The 26810-nt window shown below is 38.3% G+C and carries 25 protein-coding genes, 2 tRNA genes and 1 pseudogene; 13 read left to right on the top strand and 15 right to left on the bottom strand.

What is annotated here, in order from left to right; all coding sequences use genetic code 11:
• The first annotated feature begins 28 nt into the window (after positions 1-28).
• Positions 29-997: a cysteine synthase family protein gene (locus AAHF87_RS01815; RefSeq protein WP_342146606.1), complete on the top strand. Its 969-nt coding sequence runs from the start codon at positions 29-31 to the stop codon at positions 995-997.
• 90 nt (positions 998-1087) lie between these two features.
• Here AAHF87_RS01815 and AAHF87_RS01810 read toward each other — a convergent pair whose 3' ends face one another.
• The 3 genes from AAHF87_RS01810 to AAHF87_RS01800 all read right to left on the bottom strand — a co-directional run bounded on the left by AAHF87_RS01810 (position 1088) and on the right by AAHF87_RS01800 (position 5533).
• Positions 1088-1573 (bottom strand): hypothetical protein, encoded by a 486-nt coding sequence (locus tag AAHF87_RS01810; RefSeq protein WP_342146605.1) that lies wholly within the window; start codon positions 1571-1573, stop codon positions 1088-1090.
• A 270-nt stretch (positions 1574-1843) separates the two neighbouring features.
• The gene (locus tag AAHF87_RS01805) at positions 1844-3604 is read right to left on the bottom strand and encodes a glycosyl hydrolase family 18 protein (protein WP_342146603.1); all 1761 of its coding nucleotides are present in this window, start codon (positions 3602-3604) and stop codon (positions 1844-1846) included.
• 195 nt (positions 3605-3799) lie between these two features.
• Positions 3800-5533, bottom strand: coding sequence for a hypothetical protein (locus AAHF87_RS01800; protein WP_342146601.1), 1734 nt, complete (start codon positions 5531-5533; stop codon positions 3800-3802).
• 222 nt (positions 5534-5755) lie between these two features.
• On the opposite strand from AAHF87_RS01800, the gene AAHF87_RS01795 reads away from it, so the two are divergent.
• The gene (locus AAHF87_RS01795; protein WP_342146599.1) at positions 5756-6079 is read left to right on the top strand and encodes a hypothetical protein; all 324 of its coding nucleotides are present in this window, start codon (positions 5756-5758) and stop codon (positions 6077-6079) included.
• On the opposite strand, the pseudogene ychF reads toward AAHF87_RS01795, so the two are convergent.
• The 3 genes and pseudogenes from ychF to AAHF87_RS01780 all read right to left on the bottom strand — a co-directional run bounded on the left by ychF (position 6065) and on the right by AAHF87_RS01780 (position 8479).
• Positions 6065-7157 (bottom strand): annotated as a pseudogene (gene ychF / locus AAHF87_RS01790) (redox-regulated ATPase YchF). The gene AAHF87_RS01795 and the pseudogene ychF sit on opposite strands and share 15 nt — an antisense overlap.
• An 11-nt stretch (positions 7158-7168) precedes the next feature.
• Positions 7169-7759: an aminoacyl-tRNA hydrolase gene (gene pth, locus AAHF87_RS01785; protein WP_342146597.1), complete on the bottom strand. Its 591-nt coding sequence runs from the start codon at positions 7757-7759 to the stop codon at positions 7169-7171.
• Positions 7760-7768: 9 nt separating this feature from the next.
• Positions 7769-8479 carry a 50S ribosomal protein L25/general stress protein Ctc gene (locus AAHF87_RS01780; RefSeq protein ID WP_342146596.1) on the bottom strand — a complete coding sequence of 237 codons (711 nt, stop codon included), beginning with the start codon at positions 8477-8479 and terminating at the stop codon, positions 7769-7771.
• 113 nt (positions 8480-8592) lie between these two features.
• On the opposite strand from AAHF87_RS01780, the gene AAHF87_RS01775 reads away from it, so the two are divergent.
• The 4 genes from AAHF87_RS01775 (at position 8593) to AAHF87_RS01760 (ending at position 13524) form a co-directional block, all read left to right on the top strand.
• Positions 8593-9588 carry a hypothetical protein gene (locus AAHF87_RS01775; protein WP_342146595.1) on the top strand — a complete coding sequence of 332 codons (996 nt, stop codon included), beginning with the start codon at positions 8593-8595 and terminating at the stop codon, positions 9586-9588.
• Positions 9589-9765: 177 nt separating this feature from the next.
• On the top strand, positions 9766-10296 hold the full coding sequence (locus AAHF87_RS01770) for a TcdA/TcdB catalytic glycosyltransferase domain-containing protein (RefSeq protein WP_342146593.1): 531 nt from the start codon (positions 9766-9768) through the stop codon (positions 10294-10296).
• Positions 10297-10328: 32 nt separating this feature from the next.
• Positions 10329-10853 carry a hypothetical protein gene (locus AAHF87_RS01765; protein WP_342146591.1) on the top strand — a complete coding sequence of 175 codons (525 nt, stop codon included), beginning with the start codon at positions 10329-10331 and terminating at the stop codon, positions 10851-10853.
• Positions 10854-10977: 124 nt separating this feature from the next.
• Positions 10978-13524 carry a hypothetical protein gene (locus AAHF87_RS01760; RefSeq protein ID WP_342146589.1) on the top strand — a complete coding sequence of 849 codons (2547 nt, stop codon included), beginning with the start codon at positions 10978-10980 and terminating at the stop codon, positions 13522-13524.
• A 76-nt stretch (positions 13525-13600) separates the two neighbouring features.
• On the opposite strand, the gene AAHF87_RS01755 is transcribed toward AAHF87_RS01760, so the two are convergent.
• The 4 genes from AAHF87_RS01755 to lolB all read right to left on the bottom strand — a co-directional run bounded on the left by AAHF87_RS01755 (position 13601) and on the right by lolB (position 16299).
• The gene (locus tag AAHF87_RS01755) at positions 13601-14551 is read right to left on the bottom strand and encodes a ribose-phosphate pyrophosphokinase (RefSeq protein WP_342147857.1); all 951 of its coding nucleotides are present in this window, start codon (positions 14549-14551) and stop codon (positions 13601-13603) included.
• A gap of 59 nt (positions 14552-14610) precedes the next feature.
• Positions 14611-14685: transfer RNA gene (locus AAHF87_RS01750), tRNA-Gln, on the bottom strand.
• Positions 14665-15543, bottom strand: coding sequence for a 4-(cytidine 5'-diphospho)-2-C-methyl-D-erythritol kinase (gene ispE / locus AAHF87_RS01745; protein ID WP_342146588.1), 879 nt, complete (start codon positions 15541-15543; stop codon positions 14665-14667). The genes AAHF87_RS01750 and ispE overlap by 21 nt, the downstream gene beginning before the upstream one ends.
• Before the next feature lie 144 nt (positions 15544-15687).
• Complete coding sequence (gene lolB, locus AAHF87_RS01740) at positions 15688-16299, bottom strand: lipoprotein insertase outer membrane protein LolB (protein ID WP_342146587.1); 612 nt, start codon at positions 16297-16299, stop codon at positions 15688-15690.
• 39 nt (positions 16300-16338) lie between these two features.
• Here lolB and AAHF87_RS01735 point away from each other — a divergent pair, with 39 nt between their 5' ends.
• Positions 16339-17064, top strand: coding sequence for a 16S rRNA (uracil(1498)-N(3))-methyltransferase (locus tag AAHF87_RS01735; protein ID WP_342146585.1), 726 nt, complete (start codon positions 16339-16341; stop codon positions 17062-17064).
• Between the two features lie 218 nt (positions 17065-17282).
• Here the strand turns inward: AAHF87_RS01735 and AAHF87_RS01730 are convergent, their stop codons facing one another.
• Positions 17283-17504: a hypothetical protein gene (locus AAHF87_RS01730; RefSeq protein ID WP_342146583.1), complete on the bottom strand. Its 222-nt coding sequence runs from the start codon at positions 17502-17504 to the stop codon at positions 17283-17285.
• 210 nt (positions 17505-17714) lie between these two features.
• Here AAHF87_RS01730 and rnr point away from each other — a divergent pair, with 210 nt between their 5' ends.
• Positions 17715-19940, top strand: a complete 2226-nt coding sequence (gene rnr / locus AAHF87_RS01725; protein WP_342146581.1) for a ribonuclease R — start codon at positions 17715-17717, stop codon at positions 19938-19940.
• 9 nt (positions 19941-19949) lie between these two features.
• Here the strand turns inward: rnr and AAHF87_RS01720 are convergent, their stop codons facing one another.
• A complete protein-coding gene (locus AAHF87_RS01720) occupies positions 19950-20762 on the bottom strand; it encodes a hypothetical protein (protein WP_342146579.1) in 813 nt (270 codons plus the stop codon).
• A gap of 290 nt (positions 20763-21052) precedes the next feature.
• On the opposite strand from AAHF87_RS01720, the gene rlmB reads away from it, so the two are divergent.
• The 5 genes from rlmB (at position 21053) to uvrY (ending at position 23678) form a co-directional block, all read left to right on the top strand.
• The gene (gene rlmB, locus AAHF87_RS01715; RefSeq protein WP_342146578.1) at positions 21053-21805 is read left to right on the top strand and encodes a 23S rRNA (guanosine(2251)-2'-O)-methyltransferase RlmB; all 753 of its coding nucleotides are present in this window, start codon (positions 21053-21055) and stop codon (positions 21803-21805) included.
• Between the two features lie 75 nt (positions 21806-21880).
• Positions 21881-22117: a hypothetical protein gene (locus tag AAHF87_RS01710; RefSeq protein ID WP_342146577.1), complete on the top strand. Its 237-nt coding sequence runs from the start codon at positions 21881-21883 to the stop codon at positions 22115-22117.
• A 118-nt stretch (positions 22118-22235) separates the two neighbouring features.
• Entirely contained in the window at positions 22236-22760 is a 525-nt protein-coding gene (tadA, locus tag AAHF87_RS01705; protein WP_342146575.1) for a tRNA adenosine(34) deaminase TadA, read from the top strand.
• A gap of 116 nt (positions 22761-22876) precedes the next feature.
• Positions 22877-22966 (top strand) — tRNA-Ser (locus AAHF87_RS01700).
• Between the two features lie 34 nt (positions 22967-23000).
• The gene (gene uvrY, locus AAHF87_RS01695) at positions 23001-23678 is read left to right on the top strand and encodes a UvrY/SirA/GacA family response regulator transcription factor (RefSeq protein WP_342146574.1); all 678 of its coding nucleotides are present in this window, start codon (positions 23001-23003) and stop codon (positions 23676-23678) included.
• Between the two features lie 30 nt (positions 23679-23708).
• On the opposite strand, the gene AAHF87_RS01690 is transcribed toward uvrY, so the two are convergent.
• The 3 genes from AAHF87_RS01690 to AAHF87_RS01680 form a co-directional block, all read right to left on the bottom strand.
• Entirely contained in the window at positions 23709-24611 is a 903-nt protein-coding gene (locus AAHF87_RS01690) for a hypothetical protein (protein WP_342146573.1), read from the bottom strand.
• A gap of 50 nt (positions 24612-24661) precedes the next feature.
• Positions 24662-25645, bottom strand: coding sequence for a hypothetical protein (locus AAHF87_RS01685; RefSeq protein WP_342146571.1), 984 nt, complete (start codon positions 25643-25645; stop codon positions 24662-24664).
• A 148-nt stretch (positions 25646-25793) separates the two neighbouring features.
• A complete protein-coding gene (locus AAHF87_RS01680) occupies positions 25794-26693 on the bottom strand; it encodes a hypothetical protein (protein WP_342146569.1) in 900 nt (299 codons plus the stop codon).
• Between the last annotated feature and the right edge of the window lie 117 nt (positions 26694-26810).

Below are 26810 nucleotides of genomic sequence, written 5' to 3'. Positions count from 1 at the left end.
GGTAGACCAAAATTCAAGTGCGCAGAGTATGAGTTCTATTTTACAGGCGGTGGGGAATACACCGCTGGTTAAATTAGAAAAAATAGTTCCAAATAAACATGTTACCATCCTAGTTAAATGTGAATTTGCCAATCCTAGTGGCAGTGTTAAGGATCGCATCGTCGATTATATTATTAGCGATGCCGAACAAAAGGGTTTATTAAAACCAGGTGGCACGATCGTTGAAAATACCTCCGGAAATACCGGTGCTGCCATCGCCCTGTTAGCAGCAGTAAAAGGCTATCGCGCTATTTTGACTATGCCAGATAAGGTGAGTATAGAAAAACAAAATACCTTACGCGCGTACGGTGCCGAAATTGTCGTAACGCCGACCGCCGCTGCGCCCGACTCACCTGAACATTATGTTAATGTCGCCAAGCGTATCGCGGCAGAAACACCGAATAGTTTTCGACTCGATCAATATGATAATCCGAAAAATCCTGAAGCACATTATGTGAATACCGCGCCGGAAATCTGGCAACAAACACAAGGTAAAATCGATATTTTTATTGCCTCTGGCAGTACTGGCGGGACAGTTTCTGGCGTCGGTCGTTTTTTGAAAGAAAAAAATCCAGCGATTAAAGTGATGATGCCGGATCCGGTGGGTTCTATTTACTATGAATATTTTAAGACCGGAAAAATTCCACAGGGGGGTAATTGTAATTATTTAGTGGAAGGCGTGGGCGAAGATCACATCGCTAAAGCATTAGATTTTTCGGTATTAGATGAAATTATGCCTTTTACGGATAAAGATGCGTTCTTGATGGCGCGCCGTTTAGCCGAAGAAGAAGGTTTGTTAGTCGGAGGTTCATCGGGTGCCAATGTCTGGGCTGCATTGAAGCTTGCGGCTGAATTAACTCAACCCGCCACCATCGTTACTATTTTACCGGATAGCGGTATTAAATATCTCAGCAAAATTTACAATGATGCTTGGATGCAAGAACAGTATTTGCTTTAAACTAACCTAGCACATTTGGAAGCTCAAAGTCTACTCTGTAAGAGTATCTCACTGAGTAGACACTCTTGAGTTTTATTTCTGATAACTTACTTAGTTAGATAACGAAGGGCTCATTGGCGCTGGTTGATTTTGTACAGGGTTATCATTTTTTACTACTTCAGAAAAGAAACTAATTTTAGAAGAGTTATCAGAATTTTTAGCTGCATGGGTCATGGCATTCTCTTTGTCATACCCATTAGTATTTCTCTCATTTTGCGATAAAGAGAAATCAACCTTTTCTTTACTAACAGGTTTAAGATTATCTTTGCCGTCAAGATTTCTCACAAATTGAGAAAAATATTTGATGCCCGCTGTTAAACATACGGCGGTTAAAACTGCGCAACCTAATACAGCGAGTGTCAAACCCATTGGCGCAGCTAATATATTAGCCATAAATACAGCAGGAAAAATTAGAGCCATTAAAATACTCATGAATATCATATAAGTGTCAACGTTAAAACGACCAGGGTGAAATTTATTTCCTGATTTTTGATGATCATGCACGTTCTTTTTTACTTTTTTAAAGCCTAGTTTCATAATATACCTCTTTATTTTTTATTAAGTAATTGGATATCGAATGACTAAAAAATTTAATTACATAATCTATTTATATTAGAATATATACTTAAATCACTTAAATCCTAACACAGTCTATCGAAAAAAAAAGGTAATATAAAAATTTTCTCACTTACATTAAGCTAGTGTTCGCATACATTGAAAAATGAGTATTTTTTCGATCACATAAAAAAGAGTGCCTAGATTTGGCACTCTGAAATTTCTTATTATTTGTCTGTCAATATTTAGTTATTATTTTTTTACATTCTTACCAGGCATATTAAATTCTTTGCCTTTATTGTATAACGGAGACATAGAAAAATTTTCTTCAGAGACCTTATAGCCCATGCCTTCTCTGCAGGCGTTGGCTAACAGACCATCATCCTGATCGCCAGACCAACTAAAACAGCCGGCTAGACCGTGATCTTTAACATATTTACCTTTGTTTTTTGCGGTTCGCGGCGTATCAAGAGATATGTAATGTTTAGTATTGCTACTATATAAAATATCCGCATCGGCATCGATATCGGTCATTAGCGTAAAACCATTTTTACCTTGGGCGGCGTTTCCTTCTAAGTCTAAAGCATTTTTAATTAAATCAAAGAATTCATACGCGCCATTCTCAAAACTACCTAATGCATTGCCTTGAATGTTATATTTTAACGAGCTTAAATCTGCTTCTGCCGCAGAGCGTGCGTAATTGGCTACACCCAAATGTATCATACTGGTTGGAATACCTTCACTGACCAAGTAACCTATCGCTTTAATCGCAGAAAAATTAGAAAGTTGTGAATTTTCTAAATTACTATGATGCGCTAAGCTAGGTGCCCAACCGGTGCCAAAAAAGTCATAATTCATCAGAAAAATAGAATCGAGACCAGCGGTTTTTAATTTGGCGATACTACTGAATTTCATCTTTTCGATGTCAGCACTCATGGCAATAGTAATGGTTTTTTTATTTTTACCAAATTTTACGTCGAATGCAGTTCGTAATTCTCCAATCAACAACGCATAATTGGAGCCATCATGTTCAGGATCATAATGATTCCCTGCGTTTCCTGGAGCACCAGGATATTCCCAATCGATATCGATACCGTCAAACATCGGAAAGCGTTGAATAAAATCGATGGCACTATCGATAAATTCTTCACGCATTTCTAAGTTTTTAACCATATCCGAAAAAAAGCCCGACAAAGTCCAGCCACCTACGCTGAAAGATAATTTTAAATTGGGATTTTTTTTCTTGAGCTCGCGCATTCCACCTAATAAACCGGCGGCTTTATCTTGTTGATAATATTGTAGATAATTGTCATAGGTTAAGTCCATATGCCCTTGACCTGGACTTAAGCCCACGTTAGTAAAGGTAGCAAGGTCTCCCCAAGGATCCATTAATACAATATGACCTTTTCTCATCGGCGTAGGGGATTGTTTATTCCAACCGTCGACTGATTTTTTCAGAACCTCAGATTTTTCACCGAAGTCCCCGCAAACTCCCATGAAGGAAAAAATAAGCCGATCATAAGCAAATGGATCAATGTTAGACAGATCAAAACCGCGCCCAGCATTGGCAGGAACAGTATCGTTTTGTAACCGCGCATCATACTGACACCAATCGGTTATATAAGCCGATAACTTAGGTTGATGTTCAGATGTTTCGTATAAATTGTAAACAGATTTAGCGACGCGTGCGGAGGTGTAGGAAAGGTTAGTTCCAGACCCGTCCGCTTTATAACCCACTTTTTTATACATGGCTTCTGTTTTTGGATCCTGGCATAATAAATTCGTGCAGTCTGCATCGCTATCGCAACTTGTTGGATTACCTTTGGCAATTTCTTCCTGAGTCGCATTTCGTTGTATGCGCCATGGGTTATGATTAGGATCATCTGCCGCTTTGCCCGGGCAATTGTCAGCTTCGACCCACCATTCATTTTTCCAAACTTTACTATCAAAAATGACATAAAATGTTTCACCACCACTTTGATGGTCCCAAGGTACTACTTCAATGTTTTTCATAATACTTCCTTATATTTATTTGAATGCACTGATTAGTTTAATGAGAACAGTGAAGTTTTCAATTACATAATATGGCGACGGATTTTTATTTTAGGTACGCTAATACTATAGATTTTTGGAGATTTTTTGTATGCAAGGATGCAGAGCGCTTAAAAAATTGCGTCTTATCACCTGATAATCACATCGAAGGTTATTTCATAACGCAAAATAACTTGCTGATGAGGGTGAAGTGCTCAAACAAGAATAATCATTGCATACACGATTAAATTTTATAATTTCAGCGGCTTCGTGTAATGCTGTTTTACATTCTTCTTTATTAGTAGCATCAAAAAAATGCACGCCTAGTGCATGCTTCCATTTTGCTTGCATGGTTGCTGCTTCGCTACCAAAAAGCTCATCCATGCGCTGATAAGCGACGCTACTTTGCTTGCCAGAGCGTATGCGTTGTAAAAGTTCTCTACGGGCCTCGGTTTTCTCTTCGTATTCTCTTTGACTTTTATTCCATAGCAAGAAGCATTTATTTTTATATTCAACAATGCTTGGATCCTCTTGAATTTGATAAAGTCGTATTAAAAGTTGTTGTAAAAAATCTAAATCTGCTGCGTATTTAGACTGCAAATCGGGTGGTAATTTTTTTAATATCAGCTTTGCTACGTTTAGAGGTTTACCGATATATTCATTGTTAAAAAATTGATAAAAAGCCCGATGAATATCATTTCGAGTGTTTTCTTTATGTACATAGATCATAATATTATCTTTAATAAGTATTTTTATCGCGTGTATGGCATATTCAGCAACCGCGGATTGGCATGCAATTGAGAAATTTTTGCGGTATTCGAGTGAGTCTCGACCTGCTTCGAAAAATTTTTTTAACTTTTCTAGATCAAGCGGTTTTTTTGTTAAACTTAATGTGGCAAGCAATTGAAATAGATTAATTGGATAGGTATCGTGTTGTTCTTCTAGCTGTGCTAATAAAAGTAAATCCAAGTTATCCGCGGTAGATTTGTGTTCTTTTATAGGCTCATCATCCATTTCAGATTGATTAGTGTTAAAAACCGAGATAATTAATTGATCGATCAAATTTAACCTTTGTTCTTCTGGACAAAGGCTAAGAAAATATTGGCTATTTTGCTGAAAATTTGGACTATCCGTTAAAAATGTTTCAAAAAAACTATATCTAGCATATTCATCAAGTTCTAAGAGGTGTGATGTTAATATTGGATTTTGATTTTTTAATAATTGGTTAATCAATGTATGTACAAAAATACGAGAAAAAATAAGTTTGGGATTGCGCTCAAAGATAAATGCTAGCAATTGTTCAATAACATAAGCGTTTAAAAAATTATTTATTCCAAATCTCTGAGTGAGTAATTTTTCCTCGCATTCCTGGATAGCTAACGTGAATAATGTCGCTTGATTGGCTATTAATACTTCATCAGATAAAGATAAAATTAGGATTAATTTATCTTCTAATCGAAATTTATCTTTTAAGCGCGCACACCATTTTAAATTTTTAGACGAACAACTATTAACGTTCAATTTGCTAAAATACTCAATATAAAATTTAGTCGGTAATCGTTGCAAGACATCGTTTAGTATGGGTGTTCGGGTATTATCCGGGTTAAAACGCTCAAAAAGCTGTTCTATGAGGCTAGTGGTGATGAGCTGGCTTTTTTTAGTAAAAATCATATTAGTAATTTTTTTGGATAGATTAGTTTCTGATTTATTAAAGGCATATTTTTCAAAAATAAATACTAAATCAGGAAGTTTTTTCCAAGGAAAATTATGATAGCCTGAGTGTTTCAAATTATCGATAAAATCTCGACTTTTAAAATAAAAATCACTAGGGCTCTTAAAAAATGGAAGCCAATAACGCAGTAATAATACCCAGCGTTTCGGTATCATTTGATCTAAATAATTTAAATGCATAGGTGCTCCTTATCCTGGAGTTTGATTTGAAGGATAATCCTTATCTATCAAGGTTAAAGTATAACAAAAATTAAATAAATTAAATACTTTATAAAAAAATTAAAATAAAAAATAAAATTAAAAATAATCTATTTAATTAAAAATATTGTAGAATGCGTTTTTTTATAATTTTATAAAAAATATCGATAAATAATAAATTTAATTTTTCAAAGAGAAAACAATATGCCAATAGAAAATACTACATTAACCAATTTTTCATCCACTTTTTCCACATACAATTTATGTTTATTTCACGGTGTGCAAAAGTTAAGACGATTAAGCTTTTATAGTGCAGATCGAGAAGCAAAATTAGATGATATACAAGAAAATTTCGAGTGTGCCTTACAAAAATATGGAAAAAAAATACAAAAAAATATTGAAGAAGATAAATGGAGTTTGTTGGATCGAACTATTAAAATTTTTTTCTCTAATGGTTCCAATCCTAGGAATGTTTCTACTATAGACAATGAAACAATTTATGCACAAAAAGCATTAAACATTAAATAAAAAATGCATCACATCACCATCCTTGACGAGGTAGGTTTTACCTTCTAGGCGCCATTTGCCGGCCTCTTTTGCGCCTTGTTCACCTTGGTAGTGTATGAAGTCAGCATAACTGATGACTTCGGCGCGGATAAAGCCTTTTTCAAAATCGGTGTGGATACAAGCTGCCGCTTGTGGTGCGGTGGCGCCTTTATGTACGGTCCAAGCACGGACTTCTTTGACGCCTGCAGTAAAATAGGTTTGTAGATCTAATAATTCATAACCGGCACGTATTAAACGATCTAAACCGGTTTCAGTTAAACCACATTCTTGTAAAAATTCTTGTTTTTCGTCATCACTCAAATCGATACAGTCTTCTTCTAATTTAGCGCAAATCGCGACCACTTTGGCTTGGTCTGTTATTGCATAAGTTTCTAATTGCTCGAGTAAGGGATTATTCACAAAACCCTTTTCATCCACATTGGCAATATATAACGTTGATTTAAGTGTTAAGAAAGAATACGGGCGTAATAAGTTTAATTCTTCAGGACTGAAATCGAGTTGACGTAATAAATGACCTTGGTTTAATTCCGGAATGATGCGCTCTAATAAGCGCTTACTTTGCTGTGCCGATTTGTCATTAGATTTGCTGGCTTTATTAAGACGTAGTACCGCTTTTTCAGCACTCTCTAAATCGGCTAAAGCTAATTCAGTATGAATAGTTTGTACATCAGCAACGGGATCCACAAGTCCGGCGACATGGACTACATCGGCATCGTTAAAGCAGCGTACCACATGCACAATCGCATCGACTTCGCGTATATGTGCTAAAAATTTATTGCCTAAACCTTCGCCTTGCGCAAGCTCCTTGCACTAAACCCGCGATATCAACGAACTCCATGCTGGTAGGGATTATTTTTTGCGGTTTTACAATCTTGGCCAGTTCATTAAGACGAGGATCGGGAACAGGAACGATACCGACATTCGGTTCAATGGTGCAAAAAGGGTAGTTGGCGGCTGCAATGCCGGCTTTAGTTAATGCATTAAATAAAGTGGATTTTCCCACATTGGGAAGCCCAACGATGCCGCATTTAAATCCCATAAAATTTCCCGTTATTCTTGTTGAGTGTGTAACATTTGCATGGCTTGCGCTTGATTGCCTTCGACAAACATCGTTAACGTAGTCAGCGCTTGTTCGATAGCGAGCTCTATTCTTTGTTTATCGGCGATAGAAGGCGAGCTTAAAACATAATCGTGCACGCGATCACGATGCCCAGGATGACCAATTCCCAGTCGTAACCGCCAAAAGTCTTTACTGTGTAAGTGCGTAACAATATCTTTTAAACCATTATGTCCACCATCGCCTCCGCCTTGTTTGTAACGGGCTACACCGGGTAATAGATCTAAATCGTCATGGACGATTAATATGGATTCAATGGGGAGATGATAAAAATGGGCTATGGCCTTGATTGCACGCCCCGAATCATTCATATAAGTGTTAGGGATGAGCAACCAACATTTACCCGTGCTAAGCGACCAAGCAGTCACCGAGGCATGGAATTTATTTTCCACCTTTAAAGGAGATAAGGAATACTGATTGAGCAGTGTATTGATCAGCCACGCTCCGGCATTATGCCGGCTTTTTGCGTAGTCCTTCCCAGGATTCGCTAAGCCGGCAATCAGCTGTATGGGATGAGTTGCCATACGACAGAGTTAGTTTTTATCTTTTTCGGCCTTTTCTTTACCTTCACTCACAGCTTGTTCGGTATCATCTTTGACGTTAATTGCTGGTACTTCAGCCGATTCAGGCGCTGCAGTGAGATCTTCTTCGACTACCGCACGTGGTATATGGATATTGACCACCGGCCGGTCATCTTCATGACTGATGGCTGCGGTTAGTTCGACACCTTCCGGTAAATTAAGCTGGGATAATAAAATGGATTCATCGAGCCCTAACTGTGCTACATCGACTTCAATGTATTCTGGAAGTACTCCCGGTAAGCAGCGAACTTCGACACTGTTTAATAGCTTGGTCAGCACACCGCCCGCGTCTTTAACACCCGGCGCAGCTGCTTCGCCTTTAAAATGTAGGGGTACGGACATAGTAATTTTTTCTTTGGCCGATACGCGCATTAAGTCGACGTGCAGGATACGCGGCTTGTAGGCATGCCGTTGCAGGTCTTTTAACACGGCTTTTTGCTCGATGCCATCGATCTTGATAGTTAAAATATGCGAGTAAAAAGCTTCATTTTCCAGCGCGCGTAATATCTGATTATGCTCTAAGGAGACCGGTAAAGGTGGCTCTGAAGCACCATATAAAATAGCGGGTACGCGATTCTCAAGACGGCGGAGACGGCGGCTCGCACCCGACCCAAACACCTCACGAGTTTCAGCGTGGAGTTCAAATAAGTGATTCGTAGACATAGGTTTTCCTCAAAATTCAATAAAATACTCATCCCGCGACCAGGATAAGTGTGGGGTAGTTTACGGGGATTTTCGGCAAACTTCCAGGTGTTTTTTTTAGCTATAGCATGTAATTGGCCTGGCAAAAGCAATCTTTAAACCCCGTATCAGTAAGGCCATTAAATGAGGAGTTTTTTGGTAATAGTTTAACTTATTACCTAATTATTGAGTTAATTAAATCTTATATAATTCAAGCATACACTCAATTTTATTCAGCTATTTTATTCCTCTGGGGGTGTCATATGTTTAGTAGAAGACAACAAGTAGATAGAAAAGAATTTTTTGAAAAACCGGGGATTCAAGATATTACCTCAGCTACCACTCATGTTAGTTTAGAGACTATAAAGCTTAGTTTTTTGCATAATCCTAATCAATCAGTCCCACCGCGTGAGGTTGCTGAATATAAAGATTTTCTTGCATATTGGAATCATTGTCAAAGTGAAATGGCTAAATTATCGCAACTTAATATACGTAATATAAATGGCGTGAATATAATTGAGGGTCAAAAGAACGGCAAATTAATAAAATTGAGCAAACAGAATGTTGAAATATTTTTAAAAAAATATCAACCCGCTGTAGACGGTTTGGAAATATTTAAGCATGAATTCGCCCAGGGCTTAACAAACGCAACGGAACGATTTGAAAAGATATCCTATTTATTATCCTCTAAAGCTACATTATCAACAGAAAAAGATAATAAAAAAATATTGCTTCCATCTGAATGCTATGAACGTGTTTTGGATAATTTGCCTGATAAGGATCTTGATAAGTTCATTATCGGGGTAAAGTCAGATAAAGAACGAGAAATTAAATCAAAGGCCAAAGCAGATGCGACCGGATTAGTCAGCGAAACTCAAGAAAAATCTGGAGCGGTATCGCGACTGACTAACTCAAGATTTTTCGGTGGCGTTTCAGATGTAAAACCAGCTTCAGTACTGGAAAAACAGCAACGAGTAGTTTTTTCTGGATCTCGATTGTATGGATCAACTTTATTTTGTAAAGCTGATGAACAGGAAGTAGATCCAGCAAAACAAAAAGAAAAAGAAACGGCTGCTCCTTACCATCCGTAAACGTGTATTTCCTAAATTGCTGCACGCTACCCGCGGCGTAAAGTAGAGTTAGGTTCTATATCGGCAGACGTGCTTCTTTGTTACTTGATATCAGTTTTTTTAATAATAGCTTAAGTTTTGATTAGTACAATAAATTAAAAATGGCTTATAAAAATAACTCGGTATCAGGCCTGCACTATGCTCAATTCTAATTCTGCACCTCCCTCAGAGATTTTTTTTATCTGGTTAGGTGGTCCCTTACCTAAGAAATATTTAGTTACGCTATTAAAGCTTGCGACATTTGCTCGAGCTTCAAATTTTAAACTAACTTTGTGGGTCGATCATACCTCAAATTATTATAAATCCATAGATAAGTACATGTCTGAGCTGGATTTGTCTGTGCAGAATACATTTATACAAATTAACGATCTGAATGAATTAAAGCAAGCGATGCTAAGCGATGAATTTTTCCTCGAGAAAAATGATCCAACTGAGATCAATAAGGATAGAAAGATGGGTGCGTTTACTCGAAGTTCGGACCGTTTCAGTGATCTTTGGCAGAGTGTTGACAGAGAAATGATTGGTGCAAACAATCTTGCAGCGGCTTCTGATATATTGCGGTATATCATCCTTTATTTAAAAGGAGGGTATTATTTTGATACCGATACGAAATTTAAATTTGATCAAAAAGACAATCATACATTTGAGTCTCTGAACCATTGCTGTTAGGTTTTAAAGCTAACATTCGTTGCAGTTATAGCGTGTTTAATTTTAACGGAAAACAAACCGTCACCTTAAATTCAATTAACGGGAACAACGACATTATTGCGAGTCTACCTAGACATCCCATTATAAGAGAAGTCATAAAGAAGGTCATACGCTTCTATACTCAAGGCGACATAGGTACTTTTGGCAACAAAACGATGATGGATTGCAAGCGTTATACAGAAAAAGTTGAGCATCTTAAGACGCTACGTAGTCAATTAACCATAGCTTTAAGTGGACCGGGTCTTTTAGCCGATACGATTCTAGCGGTTTTGGAAAAAAAATCATTAAATCAAAAACAAATTGATTCAATATGTACGCGGGGTTCTAAATTTTCTCGACAAATTTCTTTTTTCAATATGAATATTGAAGTGTCAACGACAGATATGACCTGGATAAAAAATCATAACTCGGAAAAAGCCTTTGACGATACGACGCTTCCTAAGCGATGTAATTTTTTTCTGCAACCTAAAGCATCTTCTTCAACAGTTGCTGCGAATTCTCTTCGATGTAAAGTCTAGAAGTTCTCTCCCTAGAAATAGACCGTCCTTTAAGTTTTATTTAATACTCCTCAATTAATATATGTAAGACAAATCGTTTTAAAAGTCATTAGCAAAAATAATAAAAATAAATAGGAAATAAGCTATGCCTGCAATGAAATTTTCGTATCAAGCAGAAATGTTTGATTCTGTGCCTATGCAGAATTTGCTTTCTTATTTTGAACAGGAAAAAATTATAGACACCGCTCTTCGTGAAATAGATGGGAAAATTAGTCAAGATCCCAAAGCTAAAAGATATCTTAATATTGTAAATAAACGCGAACAGCTAATTCGGGAATTAGATGAAAATCACCGACGCAGGGATACCGAGATTAAAAAAATTTTAGCGAATGCTGGATTAAAAAAGCAGTTGCGTGATTTTCCGCAAAGAACCTTGCAACTTATCAATACTCAAAAAGAATTAGCTGCAGAGTTGTCTGAAGAAGAAATGAGTGAAGAAGAGGCGGAGGGATTAAAAATCCGAATAAACTATGAGCTCGGTCTTTTATGTTCTGAAGCTCTTCGTGAACTTTATACACAGGACGTTCAAGCTATTTTAGCAAACGGAATTTCTGAGCCTGTTGTACCTTACCTAAAAAAATTATCCCAGCTGGATCATAAAATATGTGAAAAAGTGGGAGTTGAAGTTGATAACTATTCTATACAAAGAGCTGAGGAACTGATAGCGCAACATTCTCTAGTAGCAAACAACACGGCAAAAAAAAACATCATTATAAATGCTGATAGCTTAGGTCTGCGAGGAGAAGTGAGTGAGGATGAACCTATGACACCACTTTATGCTGCAGATTCTGCCGAGTTGGTCTACGATTTAGTGTTAAATGGGGCGGATCCTATTGCAGAAAGTAAGGGTTTAAGCATAACACCTTTAGCGCATCAATTTGCATTAAGGTATGAAATAGAACAGACTTTAAATGGAATAAATATCGGGATAGCAAATGCGCAAGCAGAACTAAAAAATTCTCCTACGAAACAGATAAAAGCTAAGTTAAAAGATCATACTAAAGAGTTAAACGCAGAAGCTAAATTGCTCGATCTCAAATTAAAAAACAAAGAAGACCTCATTAACGCGCATATAAGAGCGATAGTATTAAGAAAGCCAGATGCGGATGCAGAGCACTATCCAGATATTTCTTACTCAGTAAAGTTTCAGCAGACATGGAATGATTGTAAACAAGAAATTAAGATAATGCAGCAAACTAAGTTCACTGAAAATTGTACCTCGCATGATTTTCTAAGCAAAGATTTACAAACATTACCCGCTTTATCAAAGAAAACCTTGAAGTCGATCGCCGCTCAGTTTCCACATTTTGGACCTCTTTTGCGAATGCAAAATGATATTGCAAATAACTATAACTTAGTGCGGGGATCAGTGAAAAATATTAAGATATTAGAAAATAACAATGAGGAAAAATTAATGCCAAACATTTCCAACACAAAACCAGATTTTAAAGCTGAATTAGAGCATAAGCCAGCACAACGAGCTCAAACACAGCGTGAACAAGAAACAGCTGCTTATGAGGAGTTAGTGAATAAACCTTCATCTTCTTCATCAGCAGATCTCGTAATTTATGCCAAACTGGATCTGTTGCCACCCCAAAATGTTTTTCTAGGGAAGCTGGCTGAAGAGCGTACAGATTATGCAGAAGTTTTAACGTATTCTAAATTTATTAAGCAAACAAATCAATTACAAGAAAAGTTACAGTGTAGCTTTGAAGAAATAGAAAAGCTTGAGACGAAAATTAAAAATTGTTTTAAAGATTGTTTTAAAGATGGGGATCTGAAGGTTTTAACTGAAATCAAAAACGAATTAATAAGTGCTAATCAAGAAAAACATAATCTACAATCTGAATTGAAGGAAATTAGGCAGTCGTTGCGCGGTGAATTTGATAGAAATTTTAAACATGAACATGAAAAAGCAACAATATTGGAAGAACAAATTAAAAATGCACATGGTAGTCAGTATGATCAATTAACAGCTGAATTATTTCGTACTAGAGATGCATATGTTTGTTTAATTCAAAAAAACCGAGAGTTTGAAGCGAGCATAGCTAACAGCAGTAAAGATTTAAAATCCGAAAGCAAAGCGAGAGTGGTCTTATTAGATAAACAAGAATTATCGTTACAAGTTGAAATAGAAAAAAGTTTACTAGAAAAAAAAGCTATCATTGAAAAGAACTTAGAAAATACCTTAGCAGTATCCCAGGAAGAAACTGCAGAGTTAAAAACTTATCAGCAGCAATATAGCAACACACTTGAAAAACTAGTAACTTGCAAAGAAAGAATATGCGAACTTAACTACATATTGCCTAACAGTCCCAAAGTGATCGATCAGCAAGCGTCTTCCCAAGTACCGGGAGACAGACTTACTATTTTTGAAGAAAATCCTTTTTATAACGCTGCTCAATCTAATGCTGAGCAAGTATCTACAAACGTTTCCATTCGAGAAGAAACTTCAGAAGCTCCTAAGGTGCGTCGCGATCTTAAACCTGCTCCTGTGGTTGATCGTAAGCTAAAACCTAAACCTTCAAGATTAGCAGGATCACATTTGTTTTCACTTCCTAAAAATATCGATACTGAAGAGGAACAAGATCTTGAAGTTAATAATCAGGTCACGCGCGCTTGCGCCAGTTGACAGTAAAAAAGTTGAACATGGATGTTCAAAAAAATTAATCCAGAAGTATGATACCTTGCCGTTTAAAAACTAATGATTAATCAACAAACATTGAACTGACAGATTCTTCGGAATTAATGCGACAAATCGTTTTCGCTAACATATCACTCAAACTCAGTTGGCGAATTTTCTTGCAATGTCGTGCTGCATCGCTTAAGGGTACGGTATCGGTGACGACCAGTTCATTGATACATGAGTTTTGAATATCGTTAATGGCATTGCCGGATAAGACGGGATGTGTGCAATACCCCATAATTAAATTAGCGCCATTTTCTTTTAAGGATTTCGCGGCTAAACAGAGTGTGCCACCCGTATCGACAATATCATCAACTAATAAACAATTGCGGTCTTTTACTTCACCGATAATATGCATGACTTCGGTTTTATTCGGACCGGTACGGCGTTTATCGATGATGGCAATATCCGCATCATTGAAGCGCTTGGCAATGGCTCGCGCTCTGACGACACCACCGACATCCGGCGATACGACAATTAATTGCTCATCACCTTTATAAATCTTTTGACCTTCCATATCCTTTAAGATTTCAGGTGTGGCGTAGACATTGTCTACCGGAATGTCAAAAAAACCTTGGATTTGATCGGCATGTAAATCGACGGTTAGTAACCGACTAATGCCAACAGCGGTCATCATGTCTGCAACGACACGCGCAGTAATCGGAACACGTGACGAACGTATGCGTCGATCTTGGCGACCGTAGCCAAAATAGGGAACAACGGCGGTAATGCGTTTAGCCGAGGCACGACGCAAGGCATCGGCCATAATGATGAGTTCCATTAAATTAGTATTAACCGGCGGACAGGTTGGTTGCATAACAAATACGTCTTGTCCTCTGACATTTTCTAAGATCTCTACCATGATTTCACCGTCACTAAAGTGACCGACGGTGGCTTTACCTAATTCCTTGCCTAAATGTTTAGCGACTTTTTCTGCTAAAGGTCGGTTAGCGTTACCAGTAAAGAGCATCATTTCAGACACAGAGGAACCTCATCGTGTTAAATAAAAAAATAAGAAGAACGGATGAATGGTGGCTGGGGTGCTAGGATTCGAACCTAGGAATGCCGAGATCAAAACCCGGTGCCTTACCACTTGGCGACACCCCAATTTTTCATTATTTGTCGTAAAGGTGAAGTGGTTAACCCTTTACAGACAAAGCCCCGATAGGGCGCTTTAATTTTTTCTAGCAGCGTTTCAGCGGCTATTTTTGACTTAAGTGTGGCAAAAATAGCCGCTCCGGTCCCTGATAATCGAGCAGGAGCATAATGATTTAAGAAGTCTAAGCCCTCCGCAATCATAGGATATTCCTGCCTAACGATGTGTTCAAAATCATTATGTGTATTTAATGATCCGCCTAAAAAGGTTTGTATTTTGATGGGTGTCGTGTTGTATGTCAATCGCGGATGTGAAAAAAGTTTTGCGGTGGAAATAGTCAGTGGTGGAATCATTACCACAAACCAAGTTTCAGGTAACGGTAACGCTTGTAGTTTCTCGCCAATACCTTCAGCCCAACTGCTTAGTCCATGAATAAATACCGGTACATCGGCGCCGAGTGTGATACCTAAGTTTAATAATTCGTCTAAAGGAAGATGCATGTTCCATAAATGATTTAACACAACGAGTGTTGTTGCTGCATTGGAACTACCACCCCCTAAACCGCCACCTATAGGAATACGTTTTTTGATCAATATATCAACGCCGGGCAAGTTTTTATTTCTATCTTGTAATGAGCGTGCCGCTTTAATGGCTAAGTTATCGGCATCGGGAATGATCGCCGCGCTGACCGGGTTAAGTAATGATAAACACGTGCAATTAATTTGTGGGTCACTGCGCGGTGTAAAACTTAATTCATCGCAGTAGTCAATGAGTTGAAAAACGGTTTGCAGTTCATGATAACGATCGGCTCTACGACCGGTAAGATGTAAAAAAAGATTTAATTTAGCGGGAGCTGGCCAATAGTACACGGTGTTATACTCACAGCAATTGGGTTTTTTTGAGTGGATCGCGTTGAGAAGCAACCTTCGTTCCTGGATTATACATAAGGATTGCGAGTTGAGCGACAATGCAGAAAAAAATTCAATTGCTAAGCGTATAAAAGTATAAGAGTATTAGTTAATGTCCCAATGATTAAGTATGATACGGACTTGCCATTGGCAATTGGACAGATCGATACGATCCGGTAAATCAATTTTTCCAATGTTAGTAAAGTGCCGATAAACCACGCGCCAACCGGATTGCCGTAGTTGCATGAGTCGATTATATGCATCTAGATTGGTGGTATAACGGGATTGTGGCGCCGGTAGACCGCGTAACCAATAATAAAATTGTGATACGGGTAAATTTAAACCTAATTGATCATGTAAGAGTTGTTCTGGGCTTTGCGCATGGTAGGTTTGTTGATGCGTGGTTAAACTGACTTGCTTAGGACTTCCGGTAAGTACCGCGCCTTGTGATCCTAAGGGCCCAAAAAAGCTGAGTTGATAATTAGGATAGGTCTGTTCCCAGCTGAACGAGGCATTCACACCACGGCCGGATGTTTGGTGTATGACAAGGTTGCCATTGACACGAAAATTTTGTATAGCATTCAGTTGCGCTTTGCGTTGTGCCCAGGGAAGATAGTGATTAATTATTTTGGGTTTAGGGAGCGGTGTCGGGGCTTGGTTAAAACTCGCACAGCTGCTCAAGAAAACCGCTAAAATAATGACAAGAATCTTGTGCATAAAAATTTATCAATAGGCTATTGAGGTTGTTAACATTCTATGCGTCTCACTCGTATCTATCAACCACAAGCTTTAAGCGCCGGGCAAATACTCAACTTATCTAAAGAGGCGGCAGGGCATTTAATCCGCGTACTGCGTTTGCAGGTCGGAGATGACTTTATTGTATTCAATGGTAAAGCGGGAGAATTTCGGGCAATTATTATTGAACTAAGCAAAAGCGTGGTAACGGTAAAGCTCGGTGAATTTGATGCTGTGAGCCGTGAATCGTCTTTGCAAATTACCTTAGCGCAAGCCGTATTGCGCTCTGATAAAATGGATTACGTGTTGCAAAAAGCCGTGGAATTGGGTGTGACACGCTTTATACCCTTGATAACAGCACGCAGTACACTCAAATTAGCACCCGAACGTTGGCAAAAACGTAGTTTACATTGGCAAGGTGTGATGCTCGCTGCCTGTGAACAATCGGGAAGAACACGTTTGCCGAAACTCGAAAATCCCATGACCTTTGATGTTGCTACCACGTCGATAAAAGCTGAGCAGCGGATCATTTTACAGCCTTGCGTCAAGCAAAATATCAATTCTTTACCGCGTTGTCAGAGTGTTGCGGTATTGGTGGGACCCGAAGGCGGCTGGTCTGAAAACGAGCTGAAGTGTGCTCGCGTCGCGACTTATAGTCCTATACAACTGGGACCGCGGGTTTTAAGAGCAGAAACCGCCGGTTTAGCCGCAGTGAGTATATTGCAAAGTTTATATGGTGATTTATAGAATACTCTTCGCACTTGAATTTTTTGTTGTGTTTACTGTGAGTATAGATTGCCGCGCGCTCCGCGCTCGCAATGACGTCTTATTATAACGCGCTGTGGCAATGATGAAGAGAAATGACGTCATGGCGAGCGAATGTAATGAGCGTGGCCATTCGATAAATCCAGGAACGATCAGTGCGTGTGGATAATGCGTAACGGAGATGTCAGGAGACAGATGAGTTAACAAGTCTTTGCTGGACCAATGTCGAGTATACGACCTTGATCAACGACTAATAGTCCGTCTTCATAATAGGTAGTGGAAGTTTTTTGGCCCATTGTGCAGGGATTTGCCACAAAATAGAGTAGCGCAGCATGATAGGCCTTAGTGCTTGCAATGGTCATTAACGTTACACTTTCTACGGCTAGGGAATCCTTTCCGAGGTGGACAGTGTTTCTAAACATCCTTTGACTGCATATTTATTATTGTATGTGAGACTAAAATAAAACAAATGCAGGCAGTCATGCGCTATACAGGCGACATAATACTAAATATAGTTTAGGATGAAGTCGTAATGACCTTAGCATCTTATGGCCAGCTGTCATTTAACCGTTGGAACGATTCTGAATTTTCAAGAGTGTGGTGTGCATCCAACTCATTAATTAGTGATAACTATGGCAAAAAAACCGAAACAGTTTGTTGATCCGTATGCGGCACGTGAAGCGGGTAAATACGATAATCCCATTCCTAGTCGCGAATACATTTTAGACTTCTTAAAAAAATGTGGTCATCTGGTCAAACGTGATGAACTCAATCAACTTTTGGGCTTAAGCGATGATCCCGAGCGCCAAGAAGCCTTGCGACGACGTTTGCGAGCGATGGAACGCGACGGACAAATTGTTTTAACGCGGCGTGAAGGTTATGGTTTGCCAGATAAAATGAATTTGGTACGCGGTCGAATTATTGGCCATCGCGATGGATTTGGCTTTTTAGTTCCGGATGATGGCAGTGATGATCTGTATTTAAGTGCGCGACAAATGCAGTTGGTTTTTCATGGCGATAGAGTGTTAGCGCGCGTAATAGGAACCGATAGACGTAATCGACGTGAAGGTGTGATCGCTGAAGTATTAGAACGGAATACGCCATCTCTAGTCGGGCGTTTTTTCAAAGAGAAGGGTGTCGCGTTTGTCGTGCCATCGAATAATCGTATTACACAAGATATTTTAATCGGCGTGGACGATGAAAGTGCGGCAACTTCCGGACAGATTGTTGTTGTCGAAATAACTCGCTTTCCTAGTTTTCGTCAACAAGCGATTGGTCGCATTACCGAGATACTCGGCGAACATATGGCGCCGGGTTTAGAGATAGAAATAGCGATACGTAATTATAATCTTCCGCATGTCTGGCCTGATTCGGTCCAGGAAGAAATTGACGCTTTGCAAGCCGGTGTGTTACCGAGCGATGAAGAAGAAAATCGGGTTGATTTACAAGATTTAGCGTTTGTTACGATTGATGGTGCGGATGCCAAAGATTTTGATGATGCGGTGTATTGTGAACGACAAAAAAAACAATGGCGTTTAGTGGTAGCCATAGCCGATGTGAGTCATTATATCAATCCACAAAGTGAACTAGATAAAGAAGCCGAAGCACGCGGAAATTCAGTGTATTTTCCAAACAGTGTGTTACCGATGTTGCCGGAAGTGCTATCCAATGAGTTATGCTCATTAAAGCCTAAAGTCAATCGACTGTGTATGGTTTGCGATATGTTGATTTCTAGTAAGGGCGAGTTAAAACGCTTTCAATTTTATCCGGCGGTGATCCATTCTAGAGCACGTTTGATTTACAATGAGGTCGCGACATGGTTAAACACGAATAAATGTCCGCCAGCGTATAAAAATTTATTACCGCATTTACAAAATCTGCATAGCTTATACCAGTTGCTGCGCCAAACGCGCGAAGCACGCGGCGCGATTGATTTTGAAACGACTGAAACGCAAGTTATTTTTGGGCCGGATCGAAAAATTAAGCAGATTATTCCCACTGTTCGCACCGTAGCGCATCGTATCATTGAAGAATGTATGTTACTGGCCAATGTTTCTGCCGCGCATTTTTTATTGAAAGCTAAAATTCCGACCTTATATCGTATCCATGCGGCACCGGCTGCGGAAAAATTAGCAGACTTGAAAAGTTTTCTAGCGGAATTAGGTTTACGTTTTCCAAATAAAAAGATCGTCACACCGGAAGATTATTCAACGTTGTTAAAATTAATTGCCGACCGGCCAGATGCGCATTTAATCCAAACGGTGATGTTGCGTTCCTTGAGTCAAGCAATTTATAGTCCGGAAAATATTGGTCATTTTGGTTTGGCATTCGATGCTTATGCCCACTTTACTTCACCGATCCGTCGTTATCCGGATTTGTTAGTGCATCGAGCCATACGCCATGTTTTAGCCAAACGCAAAGCCAAGAATTTTTTCTATGATAAGGTCACGATATCGCGTTTAGGTGAACATTGCTCGACGACCGAACGACGCGCCGATGAAGCGACACGCGAAGTATTAGATTGGTTAAAATGTGAATACATGCGGGATCGTGTCGGTGAAAGCTTTGATGGCATTATCACTAATGTCACCGGCTTTGGTTTATTTGTTGAGTTGAAAAATATTTATGTGGAAGGTTTAGTGCATGTAACCGCCTTGCATAATGATTATTACCAATTTGATGCGAGTCGGCATTGCTTGCAAGGTGAACGTACCGGAATAGTGTATCGTTTGGGCGATAGGATACAGGTGCGAGTAGGGCGTGTTGATCTCGATCAACGAAAAATAGATTTTGAACTGGTCGAACCAGAACTTCAAAAATCCATAAAAAAAGCAAAAAAATATAAAAAGCGAAAATAGTTTGCGTTATCAATGATGTTTAAAACTAATTTCAGAAACTCGAGAGTGATCAGGGCTAGGATGCACAAAAAATGAGGTCGTTGGTCTACTGTGATGGTTGATAGATGGGTTTCCATTAAATAGACGTATCGGTCGTTTAAGTTTTTCTTGTTCTTTTTTAGTGTTCATATGCAAATAGGTATGCATACAACTTGCTAAACATAAACCTAATGCTAAACCTATGGGAGGTAATATTAACACTGAAATAAAGCTTAAGCTGAAAGTGATAAAACTAATCATGGCAATTAATCCAATTAATAGGCCGAATAAGCTAGATATTACCCATACATCCATATTGACATTATGCCGTTGCTGAAGCTTAATTTGTATATTATTCAATTCATTCGGAAGTAATAACCAACCCTTAAATTCTTCAGTTAATTTTTGTTGAAACTGTTCTGCTTCTTCTTCATTAGGAAAAATAAATTTCATATTGATAGGTAAAAGTTTTACTTGTGTGATGTTATCGAAAGTAAAGCGGATTGTGGCAGTACCTCTGGGAAGAATTTTTTCATCATCGAGCGTTTTTATATGTAAATTGAGATGAAAAACAATTTGGTTGTTTTCAGCAACAGCCTTTAATGAAGTTGAAGGGTTTTGGTTAGTGCAAAAATATGAGGTTGATGATAGCAAAGAACAAACCAGTGCTGACAGTCCGCCCGGGAGCCAGACCGGCTCTACTAAGCATAATGTGATAAAGGATAAGGTTTGTTTGTCTTTAATGTGTAAGTCATTTTCAAGTGCAGCTTGTAGATTTTCTAAGCTGATTTTTTCTTGAGGCATTTTTTCTCTTAAGGACTTTGTTATAGCATAAAAAATTCCACGAGAGAGTTCAAATTCGTTTTCTCCAGTGAATTCGAGAAGTTCTTGTTTTTTTAATTGAGATAGTCTGCTATAAGTTTCTTCAATTTCTTGAATAAAACACTGTTGGCTTAGCGATAAAAGATTTTTTTTTTATATTGGTTTAAAAAATTTAAATTTTCTGGGTTAATCTGAAGTGTTAAGATCTGTGGCACTGCTTTATCCTCAGCTTTCTTGTCCATATTATGGTGAAACATTCTATCATGAGTCATATGATTAAAAAAGAATTTATTTTTGGTTTTCATGCGATTACCGCGTTATTAAAATCACATCCAGAAAGAATATGCCAACTCTATCGCCAAGAAGGTCGCGAAGATAAACGTATGTTAGAGATCGTGCAATTGGCTGAATATCAGCATATTCCTATCCAAACGTTATCAAAGCTTAAATGTGAGGTATGGGCTCAGGGTGCGGTGCATCAAGGCGTGTTAGCAGAGATCAAAATTTCGGCGCAACTAAACGAGCGCGATTTGTTTAGTTTAGTCGATCAGTGCCTAGCAAACGAAACGTCACCGCCGTTTTTATTAGTATTAGATGAGGTTCAGGATCCGCATAACTTAGGTGCCTGTTTACGTTCTGCCAATGCAGCGGGCGCAGACGCGGTGATTATTCCACAGGATCGTTCGGTTAGCTTGACGCCCAGTGTGCGAAAAATAGCTGCCGGTGCCGCAGAAATGACGCCACTTTTCACGGTCACAAATTTAGCCACTTGCTTAGAGAAGTTAAAAAAGGCTGGAGTGTGGTGTTATGGTTTAGATCAATCCGCCACCCAACTTATTTATGATACGGCATTAACCGGACCTTTGGCGTTGGTATTAGGTGCTGAAGGTAAAGGTTTGCGCCGTTTAAGCAAAGAGCGTTGCGATGGCTTGATTGCTATTCCGATGGCCGGTAGTGTCAGCAGCTTAAACGTTTCCGTCGCGGCTGGGATCTGTTTATTCGAAGCGGTTAGGCAAAGACAATAAAATCCAACTATGATAGTATTTGCTGCTCAGTGTCATACGAGACCCTAACCTTTAAAATTGCAAGGAGACCTTGATATGTGTCGTAAATTCTTTCCAGCAATAGTGATTATTATTGCTGTTCTGATGGCTATTGCTGCAAGTCTTGCGAAACCGGAATCGGTTGATACCATAGTCATGGTTTCGCGTTTCTTTGATATTATGCTGCCAATTTTAGCCGTGGGTGCATTGATCAAATATTTGTGCTGCCCGCGTTCACATAAAGCCTGCCATTGTGGCTGTGATCATTGTAAAATGTGTAATGGTAAAAAATAAATCTAAGATAAATGGTCTATTTTTTGCCACTTCCTATCGATAAGATGTGGAATTCTAATAATTTACTCGTCATCGCAAGTGCTTAGCGCGCGGCCATCCAGAGAAGGTTATAAACTGGATGGTCACACGCATTTTATTTGCTCGCCATGACGGTTTTTTTTATCTTGGTATGAACGCTCTGCAGAATGATATTACCTACATGCACTTAGCTTTAAAAGCGGCGGAGTTGGCAGAAATGTCTAACGAAGTTCCCATCGGTGCGGTCTTAGTGCTAAACAAAGAAATCATCGCTACTGCTTATAATCAAACTCGCACGCAATGTGATCCTACCGCGCATGCTGAAATTTTGTTGCTGCGACAAGCGGCCAAACGGCTAAAAAATCATCGTTTATTAGAGTCGACATTGTATGTTACTTTAGAACCTTGTTTAATGTGCGTCGGCGCGATGATCCAAGCCCGAATTAAACGGGTGGTGTTTGGTGCGTATGATTCGCGTTTTGGCGTGATAATGTCACAACGGCAGCTTTTCAAAGGTCTTAATCATAGCTTTGATTTTACCGATGGAGTGTTAGCAGAAACTTGTTCAGAAAAATTACAGAAATTTTTTAAACAAAAACGTCAAATCCTGCGCACGATGCTATGAAAGGATGTCTTCAATAAAGTTAATTGCGTAATTTCAACTCAGTGTTTGACGTATTTCTTTATAGTCTACATCCTATATAGTTTATGCTAAGATAGCCGTAGCTACTGATTAAAGTAGGAGGGATGGCTGAGCGGTTGAAAGCAACGGTCTTGAAAACCGTCAAGGGGGCAACTCCTTCCAGGGTTCGAATCCCTGTCCCTCCGCCAAAAAAATGAAATTGACAAGAGGAGTTGGCGTTCCATGATTAACGTCGTTATCGTTGACGATCATGCCTTAGTACGTTTAGGCATGAAGCGCTTGTTAGAGGATGTTCGTGATATTAATGTTATCGGTGAAGCCGAAAGTGGCGAAGCTGCCATTAATTTAGTAAAGGAAACCAAACCCGATGTGGTGTTGATGGATCTAAAAATGCCTGGAATAGGTGGTTTAGATGCAACACGCCGTTTGATACGTGTCAATCCTAAACTTAAAATTATCGTTGTGACGGTATTTAGTGAAGGTCCTTTTCCAGATCGATTGGTTCGTGCTGGAGCGGCAGGATATATTACTAAAAATACCAATGCTGAAGAATTAATCACCGCGATTCGTAAAGTGGTTGCGGGTCAAATCTATATTACTTTAGAGATCGCGCAAAAAATGGCCTTACGTCAGGTTTCTGACGCTTCCAAATCGCCGTTTGCGCAACTTTCTGAACGTGAATTACAAGTGATGTATATGGTCACGCATGGGACTAAAGTGAATGGTATTGCCAAAAAACTTTGTTTAAGTCCTAAAACCGTGAACACCTATCGCTATCGTCTCTATGAAAAATTAGGTGTGCATAACGATGTTGAGTTAACCCATCTCGCGCTGCGTTACGGTTTATTGGAAGAAGAAGAAGGTTATACCGATAAATCCCAGGAAAATCCGGAGGAATAAGTTTTTTCCTCCGGATTATTTTTCTAGTTTTTATTTGTGAAGTAGGGGAGTCTTTTCTGAAGTTGTAGCGGCTGGATTTTCTTCATTCTTAGGAATTGTTCCGAAAAAACTTTGCTGACTGCTCGCTAAAATGTTATTAGGAAGTGGAAAAACAGCTGTAGTTGTAGGGCTAGTCACACACACGGTATTATTTAAAGAGCTTTGTACTGCTGCTGGCGCCGGAACTTTTGGAAAAAATTCATCGGCTGGTCTACTTTCAATACCTAATGCCTCTGCCTTAGCTAAATCCGGTTGATATTGACTCACCAGGAGTATATTTTCTGGTTTTGTTTCTTTAAGAAATCTATCCACAAGGTCACTGATTAAACCAGGCGTACCTTCTTTAAATTCTTTAAACAGATAAGAGGGGCAAAGATAAAAATTCTTGGCAATTGCTAAAGGTTTAGCTTCTGTTTCTTCAGGTAGCTGCCAATCATTAGGACAATTATCTTGGAATAATTGGATGATTTTTTTGATATTCAACGGATTCGTATTGGATATAAAATAAATAGGCTTGTTTTTATCTAGCACGCTTTTCAACCTTGCAGTTGATTCAATATCCCAGGCTATCAATGAATTCCAAGCGGCTTCTAGAAGTTTTTCAGGGTTTTTATCGGCTGGAATAAAATAAAAAATTTCTTTTAACTTGCTGATAAAGGTATCGGTATCTACTTTTCCCAGTTTGTAATCATTAATTGATCGATTCAAACTTAGGTATTTTAAGCTGACCCACATCTTGCTATACCATTTCCCTAGCCAACTCTGTGCATACGTATAATGCAAATCAGCAAATTGATTGAGAACCTCGGAAATGGGTTTTAGTTTATGAATAGCAGATAAATTAACAATATAAGTTTGATAATCTTGAAACATGGAGTTAGTTATCGGTAGCATAGTTGTTCCCTGGTTTTTTGTATTAAAAAAGTTAAGCTCATAAAAAAAGCTTAGTGTGCGGTTGGACTTGATAGGTGGGTGCTGCGCCCAGCCGACCCAGCTGCTTGTAATGCCGACATATTATCATCCGCAGACAGGTTTGTTGGCATAGAATGTACTTCGACGAGTTTAAGCGCTTGCATGGTTGTAACAGCAGTATCTACAGGAAACGCTAATAGGTCCGTATAAAATTTTTCTTTGGAAATAGTTTCTAGTGCTAATTTTTTAGTTATCGTATTATTTTTTTCGTAGGGGTTCACTAATAAAATATCATCTTTTTTAGTCTTGCTAATGTCATTTAAATAGACTTTTAGATGCGCGAGTAAGCCAGGAGTAGGTTTAGTGGTAAATAACTTAGTCAATAAACCGCGCGGTTGCTCGAGCAAGGTTTTATAAGCATAGGATAAACAAAAATACACCGTACCGCATTGTGATGCTGAACCAGGACAATTTAATCCCGAACTCGAGGACTGACTAATCGCTAGCGGTAAGGCTAATGCGGGACCGGATAGCTTATCTGAAAATGATAATGTGCTGATAGCATTCAATGCAAACAGATCTAAGATTTTTTCGGCATGTAGTTCATTCGTATTGCCAATAAAATAAATCGATGTTCCTTGTTGTGTTAAATTAAGTAAGGCCTCAAATACACTCGTTAATTTTTTATCAAAATTAAGTAGCGCGTTCCAGGCGACTTTAGCCTCAGCTGCTTTTTCGCTAGGTAATTTTAAAAATCTCAATAATTCCAAAATGAATTCCTGCTTGGTTTTTTTTCCTAGATTAAAATCAGCTACGAGTTTAGAGCTCAGAATCTTCTCCGTTATTTTTTTACTAAATTCCTCATGCTCTTTTATTTCCTCGTCGCAACTAAACATTTCATCAAAAAATTTTCCGGATAAATTGGCGAATTTTTCTCCGGCTATTCCTTTATTAAAGACAATAAATGCAGATAAAGGCACGATTAAAATATTTTTTTGCTCCAGAAAGTTTGGCATAAAAATCCTTTTTTATTAAATTTCAATTTTTATCTTACTTTTTTTCTAACGCAGTGACAAGCACTAATAATTCTACTTAAATATAAATTATTTTTAAAAAAGTTCGACGGAAAAATAGCTTATTCATTAGAATAATAAATAAGTTTATTTAATGAGTAAATCTAGTTTTAGATGATACGGAACTGGCAGTTTCATTAGCAGAATTTGGTTCTAGCTGATTATAAAAATTAGTTTCAGACATAAATATCATGTTGGAATTTTTTACTATAATTTTTTCTTTTTTGTCATCATTAACAAATAATATATTTTTACTCTGTAAAGAATATATGACTTTAGAAATCAAACTTGATCTGGGTGTTTTAAATAAGCTGGAAATAGAATGGCTAGATGATGGCTGTATTGATTCTCCATAAGTATATGATAAACACAAATAAATATTTCTAGCAATTTTAATAGATTGATTTTTGGCAGTATCTTTAGGGAATTTCCAGTTAATGGGAGATGCCTGTTTAAATAGAGCTAAGATTTTTTCGGCATATAGTGGATCACTATCACCTACCAGATAAATCCTTTGATCGTGATTAGCTTGATCAATTAAGTAATTTAATTTATTTGCTGCGTTCTCTGACAATTCAATTGCTGAATTCCAGGCATGTTTTAAGCTATCTTTATCTATTTGAGTTTGCTTATCATCAGAAGATAACGTTAAAGCGTTAAATAATTGATCGAAAAACTGTTCAGTATTTATTGCACCCCGATTATATTGCATCCTATAAGGAGAAGATAATTGTTTTTCTATTAACTGAGCGTAAGCTGCCTTTTCTTCTTGCACGCCCGCCGCGCGCACCTCTTCCAGTGTATTCTCTACTGGGTTAAAGAGTAACCGCGCAGTAAGATAATAATGCATAAAGTAACGTGCGATAAAATAGGCATCATGGGAGGGGATGGTTTCAATTTTACGTAAAGACATCATTGTTTCTTTAAATATATGTTCATTAAATTTAATTAATGTCGATAAAGGAACGATGATGTTTTTTGAATGAGGCATAAAAATTCCTTATAAAAGCTTTGATTTTTATTGAATATTTTTCTGTTTTCTAAATGAGTATTTATTTGATAAATCCGATTTAAAGGAAGAAACGTTTCTTCCTTTAATTGGTTGGCT

Origin of the sequence: Rickettsiella endosymbiont of Aleochara curtula (assembly GCF_964030935.1) — a bacterium.
Taxonomy (GTDB): domain Bacteria; phylum Pseudomonadota; class Gammaproteobacteria; order Diplorickettsiales; family Diplorickettsiaceae; genus Aquirickettsiella.
Note: the sequence above shows the minus strand (reverse complement) of the source record. Positions and strands in the feature narration are given on the sequence as shown.